Source organism: Clavibacter sp. MX14-G9D (genome assembly GCF_032917815.1).
In the GTDB taxonomy this organism is placed as follows: domain Bacteria; phylum Actinomycetota; class Actinomycetes; order Actinomycetales; family Microbacteriaceae; genus Clavibacter; species Clavibacter michiganensis_K.
Genome location: NZ_JAVCVL010000089.1, coordinates 1 through 9,939, shown reverse-complemented (window position 1 = coordinate 9,939; position 9,939 = coordinate 1). Strand labels below are relative to the sequence as shown.

Annotated in this window: 8 protein-coding genes and 1 pseudogene; 6 read left to right on the top strand and 3 right to left on the bottom strand. The window is 73.7% G+C overall.

Annotated elements, in window-relative coordinates; genetic code table 11:
• Nucleotides 1-804 (top strand): ComEC/Rec2 family competence protein (locus Q6969_RS08880; RefSeq protein WP_317230106.1); only part of this gene is annotated, 804 nt, incomplete at its 5' end.
• Nucleotides 805-898: 94 nt separating this feature from the next.
• Nucleotides 899-1,927 (top strand): DNA polymerase III subunit delta, encoded by a 1,029-nt coding sequence (gene holA, locus Q6969_RS08875; RefSeq protein ID WP_317230105.1) that lies wholly within the window; start codon nucleotides 899-901, stop codon nucleotides 1,925-1,927.
• 86 nt (nucleotides 1,928-2,013) lie between these two features.
• Here the strand turns inward: holA and rpsT are convergent, their stop codons facing one another.
• A complete protein-coding gene (gene rpsT, locus Q6969_RS08870; RefSeq protein WP_012038238.1) occupies nucleotides 2,014-2,277 on the bottom strand; it encodes a 30S ribosomal protein S20 in 264 nt (87 codons plus the stop codon).
• Between the two features lie 135 nt (nucleotides 2,278-2,412).
• A complete protein-coding gene (locus tag Q6969_RS08865) occupies nucleotides 2,413-2,931 on the bottom strand; it encodes an NUDIX domain-containing protein (protein WP_317230104.1) in 519 nt (172 codons plus the stop codon).
• Between the two features lie 92 nt (nucleotides 2,932-3,023).
• Here Q6969_RS08865 and Q6969_RS08860 point away from each other — a divergent pair, with 92 nt between their 5' ends.
• From Q6969_RS08860 to lepA, 4 genes are all read left to right on the top strand, one after another.
• Entirely contained in the window at nucleotides 3,024-4,223 is a 1,200-nt protein-coding gene (locus Q6969_RS08860) for an aminotransferase class I/II-fold pyridoxal phosphate-dependent enzyme (protein ID WP_317230103.1), read from the top strand.
• A 28-nt stretch (nucleotides 4,224-4,251) separates the two neighbouring features.
• On the top strand, nucleotides 4,252-5,508 hold the full coding sequence (locus tag Q6969_RS08855; RefSeq protein WP_317230102.1) for an amidohydrolase: 1,257 nt from the start codon (nucleotides 4,252-4,254) through the stop codon (nucleotides 5,506-5,508).
• Nucleotides 5,505-6,476: a DUF1731 domain-containing protein gene (locus Q6969_RS08850; RefSeq protein ID WP_317230101.1), complete on the top strand. Its 972-nt coding sequence runs from the start codon at nucleotides 5,505-5,507 to the stop codon at nucleotides 6,474-6,476. Before Q6969_RS08855 ends, Q6969_RS08850 begins: the two co-directional genes overlap by 4 nt.
• Nucleotides 6,477-6,604: 128 nt before the next feature.
• Nucleotides 6,605-8,452, top strand: a complete 1,848-nt coding sequence (gene lepA, locus Q6969_RS08845) for a translation elongation factor 4 (RefSeq protein WP_094115765.1) — start codon at nucleotides 6,605-6,607, stop codon at nucleotides 8,450-8,452.
• Nucleotides 8,453-8,517: 65 nt separating this feature from the next.
• On the opposite strand, the pseudogene Q6969_RS08840 reads toward lepA, so the two are convergent.
• Nucleotides 8,518-9,939: pseudogene (locus tag Q6969_RS08840) on the bottom strand (hypothetical protein); the annotation flags it as partial.

Below are 9,939 nucleotides of genomic sequence, written 5' to 3'. Positions count from 1 at the left end.
TCGCTGACGCACCTGACGGCCGTGTCCGGCGCGAACTGCGCCGTGGTCGTGGGCCTCGTCCTGGCGCTGGCCGCCGCCGTGGGGCTGCGCCGACCGCTCCGGGCGGTGGCCGCGGCGGCGGCGCTCACGGCCTTCGTGATCCTCGTGACCCCGCAGCCCAGCGTGCTCCGGGCCGCCGTCATGGCGACGGTGCTCATCGTCTCCACCGCCTCCGGTCGGCCCGCGCGCGGCCTGCCGGCCCTCGCCCTGGCCGTGGTCGTCCTCGTGACGGCCGATCCGTGGCTCGCCCGCGACGTCGGCTTCGCGCTCAGCGTCCTCGCGACGGCCGGCCTCCTGGTCCTCGCCCCGCCGATCGCCGCGCGCCTGGGCCGCCGCCTGCCGCGGCGCGTCGCGGATGCGCTGGCCATCCCGATCGCGGCGCAGATCGCCTGCCAGCCGGTGCTGCTCGTTCTGCAGCCCGGGCTGCCCGTCCACGGGGTGCTGGCCAACCTCCTCGCGGAACCTGCGGCGGCTCCGGCGACGGTCGGCGGGCTCGCCGCCTGCATGCTCCTCCCGGTCTGGCCCGCGGCGGGCGGACTCCTGCTGCGGCTCGCGTGGCTTCCCGCGGCGTGGATCGCCGCGGTCGCCGCCGTCCTGTCCGGGCTGCCCGGGGGCCGCGTCCCGTGGCCGACGGGACCGGCGGGCGTCGTCGCCCTCGTCGTGGCGAGCGCCCTGGCGATCGCGGCCGCGGCGCTCGGGCGCGGAGGCGCCGTGCCCATGCCGGGCCCCGTCCCGAGGCCGGGCGATGTCCCCCGCGACGGCTAACCTGGATCCGCCCGACCGCGGGCCGCCCCGCATCGCGGGTGCACGCCCGCCACACGTCGCGCAGGACGACCCACCCCGACCCGGACGGACCCGCATGGCCACCAGGACCTCCCGCAGCGCGGCGGCCAAGCCGTCCGCGGCCATCCCGCAGCTCTCCTGGGACGCGGTGCGGCCGGCGCCGATCGTCCTCGTGTCCGGCACGGAGGCGCTCCTGGCGGACCGGGCCATCCGTCGGCTCCGCGACATCCTCACCGCGGAGGACCCGAGCATCGAGGTCTCCGACATCGAGGCCGACTCCTACGCGCCCGGCGAGCTCATCACCCTCGCGAGCCCTTCCCTGTTCGCGGAGCCGCGCATGATCCGCGTGGTCAACGTGGAGAAGTGCTCCGACCAGTTCCTGCTCGACGCGGTCGCGTACCTGGACTCCCCGGCCGACGACACGTACGTCGTCCTCCGGCATGCCGGGGGAGTGCGAGGCAAGAAGCTGCTCGACGCGGTCCGGTCGGGCACGGGCGGCGGCATCGAGATCGTGTGCGCCGAGCTGAAGAAGGACAGCGAGAAGCACGACTTCGCGGTCGCCGAGTTCCGCGCCGCCAAGCGCTCCATCACGCCGGGTGCCGTGCGGCAGCTGGTGGCGGCCTTCCAGGACGACGTGAGCGAGCTCGCGTCCGCCTGCCAGCAGCTCATCTCCGACACCGTGCACGAGATCACCGAGGTGACCGTCGACCAGTACTACGGCGGCCGCGTGGAGATCAACGCGTTCGCCGTGGCGGACTCCGCGATCGCCGGCCGCAGCGGCGAGGCCCTGGTGCTGCTGCGCCACGCGCTCGCCTCGGGAGCCGACCCGGTGCCGCTCATCGCGGCGTTCGCCATGAAGATCCGCACGATGGCGAAGGTGTCGGGGGTCTCCGGCGCCTCGGGGCAGCTGGCCTCGAAGCTCGGCATGGCGCCGTGGCAGGTGGACCGGGCCCGGCGGGACCTGCAGCTCTGGGACGACGCGGGGCTCGGGCGCTCCATCGAGGCCCTCGCCGAGGCGGACGCGCAGGTCAAGGGCGGCGGCCGCGACGCCGTCTACTCGCTGGAGCGCATGGTCCGCACCGTGGCGTCGCGCGGCCGCGACTGACCCGCCGCCTCGGTCGTCGCAGGTGACGGGTACGCGACGAAGGGCCCCGCGCGATGCGCGGGGCCCTTCGTCGTGTCCACGGGAGATCAGCCGATCTTGGCGACCTGCTTGGCGATCGCGCCCTTGCGGTTCGCGGCCTGGTTCTTGTGGATGACGCCCTTGCTGGCGGCCTTGTCGAGCTTCTTGCCCGCGAGGCTGACGGCCTTGACGGCCGCGTCCTTGTCGCCGGCGGTGATGGCCGTCTTGACGGAGCGGATGGCCGTCTTCAGCTCGCTCTTGACCGCCTTGTTGCGCTCCTGGGCCTTCTTGTTGGTGCCGATGCGCTTGATCTGCGACTTGATGTTTGCCACGTGTTATGTCTTCCGTTCGAGTTTTCGTCGTGTGAGTTGCCGCTCAGCGAGAGAGGGCGCCTGCGGCGATACCGCGTGATCGGGGAGGATCACACGCAAGCCAACAGGCGACGATACCAGGTCCCGGCCGGGAATTCAGGCCGCGGTGCCCCGCGCGTCGCGGACCGGGGGCGGCGGCGCGTCGCCGGGCCGCACGATGCGCGTCTCCGGCTCGTCGTCGAGGGCGTCCCGGATCCGCTGCCGGTAGTCGGCGGGCATGTCCGGCAGGGCGTCCACCGGCCACCAGGCGACGTCGGACGACTCGTCGTCGTTGACGCGCGCCTCGCCGGACAGGTACCGGCAGCGGAAGGTGAGGTCGAGGTAGCTCGCGCGGTCGCCGTTGGGGTAGGTGATCTCCCCGGTCGTCCGCACCGACACCAGACGCTCGACCGCCACGTCCACGCCGGTCTCCTCCTCGGCCTCGCGCCAAGCGCCGACGGCGGGCTCCTCGCCGGGCTCCAGGATCCCCGAGACGGGCGCCCACGCGCCGGTGTCGCCGCGGCGGACGAGGAGGACGCGCGGCCCGTCGAGGATCACCGCGGTGACGCCCGACAGCCAGAGGGGCGCCGTGCCGATCCGCTCGCGGAGGGAGACGATGAAGTCGGGGATGCCCATGCCGCGAGCCTACCGAGGCGCCGCGGCGCGCCCGACGGGGGCCGCGGCTCCCCGACGCGCCGACCGCCGGCCCGCGGGCCTACCCTCGACCCGTGCCCCGTCTCGCTTCCCACATCCCCGCCGTGCCCGAGTCGGGCATCCGCCGCATCCTCGAGCTGTCGTTCGAGGTCGACGACGTCATCGCGCTGGGCGTCGGCGAGCCCGACGTGCCGGTCGCGCCGCACATCCGCGAGGCCGCCCGCCGGGCCTGGGCCGAGGACCGCACCGACTACACGGCGAACGCCGGCATCCCCGAGCTGCGGGCGGCGCTGGTCGAGAAGCTGCGCCGCGCCAACGGGCTCGACGTGCAGACGGAGCAGGTGTGGGTCACGGTCGGCGCGACGCAGGCCCTGTACCAGGCGATGACGCTGACGCTCGGTGCCGGCGACGAGGTGCTCGTGCCGGACCCGGGGTACACGACCTTCTCCATGGGCGCGCGCATGCTGCAGGCGGAGCCCGTCCCCTACCCGCTGCTACCGGAGCGCGGGTTCCTGCCCGACATCGCCGGGCTCGAGCGGCTGGTCACCGACCGCACCCGGGTGCTGGTGGTCAACTCGCCGTCCAACCCGCTCGGCGCCGTCTTCCCCCGGGAGACGCTCCGCGAGCTGCTCGCGTTCGCCCGACGCCACGACCTCTGGGTGATCAGCGACGAGGTCTACGAGCTCTTCGTGCACGACGCGGAGCACGTGAGCGTCGCGAGCCTGCAGGAGCCGGGGGAGCAGCGCGTGCTCACGGCGTTCTCGCTCTCGAAGACGTACGCCATGACGGGCGTCCGCGTGGGCTACCTGGTGGTGCCGACGGGCATGACCCGGGTGATGCGGACGGTGCAGGAGGCGACCATCAGCTGCGTCAGCGCCCCGGCCCAATGGGCGGCGGTCGCGGCCGTCACGGGCGACCAGACCCACGTCGCGGAGGCCCTCGCGCACTACCGCGAGAACCTCGACGCGGCGACCGCGCTCCTGGAGGCGCGGGGGATCCGGCACCTGCGGCCGACCGGCGCGTTCTACCTCTGGATCGACATGGGCCACGACTCCGACGGGGACGTGGCGGGGTGGGCGGAGCGGCTCCTGCTGCGCGACCGCGTCGCCGTCGCGCCGGGCAGCGCGTTCGGGCGGTCCGGCGAGGGATGGATCCGCGTCTGCCTCGCCGCCGACCGCGAGGTGCTCCTCGAGGGCCTGCGGCGCCTGCCCGCGCCCACCGACCCCGCGGCCGCCGACCCCGCGGCCGCGCAGCCGGTCCCGTCGGCGCCGTAGCGCGCCGCCCTCGTCCTAGGCTCGGAGCATGGCCCTCTCCGCAGATCACCCCGCCCCCGTCCGCGCCTCCGCCTCCTCCGTCACCGCCATCGTCGGCGGGCACGTCGTCCCCGTCGACGGCGCGCCGATCCCCGGCGGCACCGTCCTCCTGCGCGACGGGCTCGTCGCCGCGGTCGGCCGCGACCTCGACGTGCCGGATGGCGCGACCGTCATCGACGCGACCGGACGCTGGGTCCTCCCCGGCTTCGTCGAGGCGCACGGGCACGTCGGCATCCACGAGGAGGCCAACGGCCCCGCGGGCAACGACACCAACGAGATGACCGACCCCGACATGTCGTCCGTGCGCGCCATCGACGCCATCGACATCGACGACGAGGGCTTCCGCGACGCGCTCAAGGGCGGCGTCACGACCATCGTCGTGAAGCCCGGGTCCGGCAACCCGATCGGCGGCCAGTCGGTGGCCATCAAGTCGTGGGGCGGCCGCACGATCGACGAGCAGCTCGTGAGCGACTCGGTCAGCGTCAAGAGCGCCCTGGGCGAGAACCCGAAGCGCGTCTATGGCGAGAAGGGCAGGACGCCGAGCACGCGCCTCGGCGTCGCCATGGTCATCCGCCGCGCCTTCCGCGACGCGGAGGACTACCGGGCCGCCCGCGACCACGCCGCCGCGGAGGGCAAGCCCTTCTCCCGCGACCTCGGCAATGAGACGCTCGTGCGCGTCCTCGACGGCGAGCTCGCCTGGGACCAGCACACGCACCGCCACGACGACATCGCGACCGCCATCCGCCTGGCCGACGAGTTCGGCTACCGCCTCGTGGTCAACCACGGCACCGAGGGCGACAAGATCGCGGACGTGCTCGCGGAGCGCGGCATCCCCGTGATCTTCGGCCCGATGATCACCTCGCGCTCCAAGGTTGAGCTTCGCGACCGTGCCGTCGCGAACCTCGCCGCCCTGCACCGCGCGGGCGTCCTCGTCGCCATCACGACCGACGCGCCCGTCGTGCCGATCGACTTCCTGGTGCACCAGGCCTCCTTCGCCGTGAAGGACGGCCTGCCCGCGGACATCGCGATCCGCGCGATCACCGCGAACCCCGCCGCGATCCTCCGGCTCGACCACCGCGTCGGCGCGCTGACCCCCGGCCTCGACGCCGACGTCGTCATCTGGTCCGGCGACCCGCTCGACGTGCAGTCGCGCGCGGAGCACGTCATCATCGGCGGCGACACGGTCTACACATGGGCCGACGGCACGGGCACCACGGTCGAGCGCCGCACGCGCTTCGGCGCATGACCGACGACGGCGCGCTCCGGCGCACGGCGGTCGTCACGGGCGCCTCGGGGTTCATCGGCCAGGTGCTCGTCCGCGAGCTCGAGGCCGAGGGGTACCGCGTCCGCACGGTCGGGCGCTCGGGCGCGGACGCGCGCTGGGGCGACGCCGAGGGGATCCGCCGCCTCGTCGACGGCGCCGACCTCCTCATCAACCTCGCCGGCAAGAGCGTGAACTGCCGCTACGGCGTCGCGAACCGCCGCGAGATCCTGCGCTCCCGCGTCGAGACCACGGCGGAGCTCGCGCGCGCCGTGGCCGACAGCGCGCGGCCCGTGCCGGTCTGGATCAACGCCTCGACCGCGACGGTCTACCGGCACGCGACCGACCACCCGCAGACGGAGTCGACGGGGGAGCTCGGCGACGACTTCTCGCCGTCGGTGGGGCGCGCCTGGGAGCGCGCCCTGTTCGCGCCGGACCTGCCCGCGACCCGCCGCGTGGCGCTGCGCATCGCGATCGTGCTCGGCCGCGACGGCGCCCTCCAGCCGCTCCTCGGCCTCGCCCGCTTCGGCCTCGGCGGCCCGCAGCTCGACGGGCGGTTCCCCGGGCGCCCGTCCCGCATCCGCGCGGGAGCCCATCACCGCTACCAGCCCACCCACGGGCGGCAGGTCTTCAGCTGGCTGCACATCGACGACCTGGTCGGCATCATCCGCTTCGTCCGCGACACGCCGTCGCTCGAGGGCCCGGTCAACGCGTCGAGCCCCGAGCCCGTCACCAACCGGCGGCTGATGCGCGTGCTCCGCGGCGCCGTCCGGATGCCGGTCGGTCTCGCCGCCAACCGGTGGATGCTGGAGGTGGGCATGTGGCTGTTCCGCACCGAGCCGGAGCTGGTGCTCAAGAGCCGCTGGGTCGTGCCGGAGGCGCTCACGGCCGCGGGCTACCGGTTCCGCTGGCCGCACCTCGACGAGGCCGTCGCCGACATCGTGCGCCGCTGAGCCGCCGGCGGGTCCGCGGGCATCGTCCGTCGACCCGCCGGGCGCCGCCGCACCGTCCGGGCGGCCCGGCCGCGTGCGCCGTGGGATGATCGTGGTTCCGCTCCACCCGCTCGACCCGTAAGGAACGCGTGAGCCCCCTAGCTACGAAGGCCCTCCGGCCCGCCGCGACCGACCCCGCGTCCATCCGCAACTTCTGCATCATCGCCCACATCGACCACGGCAAGTCGACGCTGGCCGACCGCATGCTGCAGATGACGGGCGTCGTCGACTCCCGCTCCATGCGCGCCCAGTACCTCGACCGCATGGACATCGAGCGCGAGCGCGGCATCACCATCAAGAGCCAGGCCGTGCGCATGCCGTGGGAGCTCGACGGGCAGACGTACGCGCTGAACATGATCGACACGCCGGGCCACGTCGACTTCTCCTACGAGGTCTCCCGGTCCCTCGCCGCGTGCGAGGGCGCCATCCTCCTGGTCGACGCCGCGCAGGGCATCGAGGCGCAGACCCTCGCGAACCTCTACCTGGCGCTCGAGAACGACCTGACGATCATCCCCGTGCTCAACAAGATCGACCTCCCCGCGGCCGACCCCGACAAGTACGCGGCCGAGCTCGCGTCCCTCATCGGCGGCGACCCGGCCGACGTCCTCCGCGTATCGGGCAAGACGGGCGCCGGCGTCGAGGACCTCCTCGACCGCGTCTCCCGCACCATCCCCGCACCCGTCGGCGACCCTGACGGCGCCGCCCGCGCCATGATCTTCGACTCGGTCTACGACGCCTACCGCGGCGTGGTCACCTACGTCCGCATGATCGACGGCAAGCTCAGCCCGCGCGAGAAGATCTCGATGATGTCCACACGCGCCACCCACGAGATCCTGGAGATCGGCGTCAGCTCGCCGGAGCCCACGCCGTCCGACGGCCTCGGGGTCGGCGAGGTCGGCTACCTGATCACGGGCGTGAAGGACGTGCGCCAGTCGAAGGTCGGCGACACCGTCACGACCGCCGCCCGCCCCGCGACCGAGGCCCTCCCCGGCTACACCGAGCCGCTGCCCATGGTCTTCTCCGGGCTCTACCCGATCGACGGATCCGACTACCCCGACCTCCGCGACGCGCTCGACAAGCTGAAGCTCTCCGACGCCGCGCTCGTGTACGAGCCCGAGACCTCGGTCGCGCTCGGCTTCGGCTTCCGGTGCGGGTTCCTCGGCCTCCTGCACCTCGAGATCATCACCGAGCGACTCTCCCGCGAGTTCGGGCTCGACCTCATCACGACGGCGCCCTCGGTCATCTACGAGGTCACCAGCGAGGACAAGCGGACGGTCACGGTCACCAACCCGAGCGAGTTCCCGGGCGGCAAGATCGTCAGCGTCTCCGAGCCCGTGGTGAAGGCCGCGATCCTCGCGCCGAAGGACTACGTCGGCACGATCATGGAGCTGTGCCAGTCGCGCCGCGGCATCCTGCTCGGCATGGAGTACCTCGGCGAGGACCGGGTGGAGATCCGCTACACGATGCCGCTCGGCGAGATCGTGTTCGACTTCTTCGACAACCTGAAGAGCAAGACGGCTGGCTACGCCTCGCTCGACTACGAGCCCGCCGGTTCGCAGGACTCCGACCTCGTGAAGGTCGACATCCTCCTGCAGGGCGAGCAGGTCGACGCGTTCAGCGCGATCGTGCACCGCGACAAGGCGTACGCCTACGGCGTCCTCATGACGGGTCGCCTCCGCGAGCTCATCCCGCGCCAGCAGTTCGAGGTGCCCATCCAGGCGGCCATCGGCGCGCGGATCATCGCCCGCGAGTCCATCCGCGCCATGCGGAAGGACGTGCTCGCCAAGTGCTACGGCGGCGACATCACCCGCAAGCGCAAGCTGCTCGAGAAGCAGAAGGAGGGCAAGAAGCGGATGAAGATGGTCGGCCGCGTCGAGGTCCCTCAGGAGGCGTTCATCGCAGCGCTCTCGGGCGACACGGAGAAGAAGGCCAAGTAGCCGCTCAGCCCTCACGCACGACGCGCCCCCTGCCTCTCGAGGCAGGGGGCGCGTCGCATGTCGGCTCAGCGGGCGAGGGCGTTCCGGCGTCGGCGGACGGCGGGGACGATGAGCAGCGCGAGCCCGGCGGCCAGGAGCGACCCCGTCAGCGCGATCAGCGGCACCGGGTCGGCGCCCGTCATCGGCAGCCCCGTGCGGTGCGAGACGGCGACTGCGGTCCCGCCGGTGACCGAGAACGCGACGGCGGGGGAGGCCGCCGAGCGGATGTACCGCTCGCTGCGCTCGAGCGGGAGCAGGTGCGAGCCCACCGCGGTCACGGAGTAGCCGCCCGAGTGCAGGCCGGCGTCGATGGACCATCGGCCGTCCGCGCGCACGTCGGCCGTCAGCTGGCGCGGCGATCCGCTGCCCGCGACCGTCACCAGGACGCGCGAGCCGGCGGTGCCGGTCCCCGTGAGGTGCACCCGGCCGGACACCTGCGCGTCCGCCGTCGGCGACGTGATGACCGGAGCGGCCGGCGCCACGGTGAAGGTCGGTCGCGCATCCGCGGCACCGGCGGCCTGCTCGGCCTTCATGAACCAGATGCCGATCGGCAGGCGCTCGGTCGTGCTCCAGCGGCCGTCCGCGCCGACCCGGGTCGAGAAGACGAGGGACTCCCCGGCGTCGCTCGGGTAGTCGCGGTCGCCCTCGGGGAAGACGTAGACCCACAGGTCCGTGTCCGGCTCGCCCGTGCCGGAGAACGTCGTCTCGCCCTCGACCTGGCTGTCGCCCTCGCGCGGGGAGAGGAGGACCGGGCGGACGGCGTCGGCGGCCCGGGTCACCGTGACGGCGACGGGCGCGGTGGGGGCCGACTCGATGGAGCGCGCCTCGCGCTCGTACGGCAGCGGGTGCGAGGCGACGGCCGTCACCGCGTAGGAGCCCGCGGCGACGCGGATCTCGGTGGACCAGGTGCCGTCCGCGCGCACGGGGGTCGCGACCGTGGTCGGCTCGTCGTCTCCCGCGATCGTGAGCACGGTCCGCGATCCCGCGGCCCCGGTGCCGTCGAGGCGCAGGCGCCCCTCGACGCGGGCGTCGGGCGTCGGCGTGGTGATGCGCGGCGACGCCGGGGTGATCGTGAAGGCCACGTTCCCCTCGGAGGCGGTCGCCTGCTCGCCGAGCTCCTGGTCCGCCTTGTACGCCCAGAAGCCGACGGGCAGGGTCTCGGTGGTTCTCCAGCGTCCGTCGGCACCGACCGCCGCGGAGTAGTGGACGAAGTCGGCGGCGTCGCTCCCGCCGCCGCGGAGGCCCGCGGCGAAGACCGAGATGTGGATGGTCGCCCCGGCGACGCCCGTGCCGGAGAACGTCGTCGTGCCCTCGACCTGGGCGTCGCCCTCGGCGGGGGTCAGCAGCACGGGACCCGGCAGGGCGGCGGCCTCGCGGGCCGGCTCCGCGGCGGCGGGGGCGGGGGCGGACGGGGGAGCGGGAGCCGTCGTCGGGCTCGCGGTCGGCTC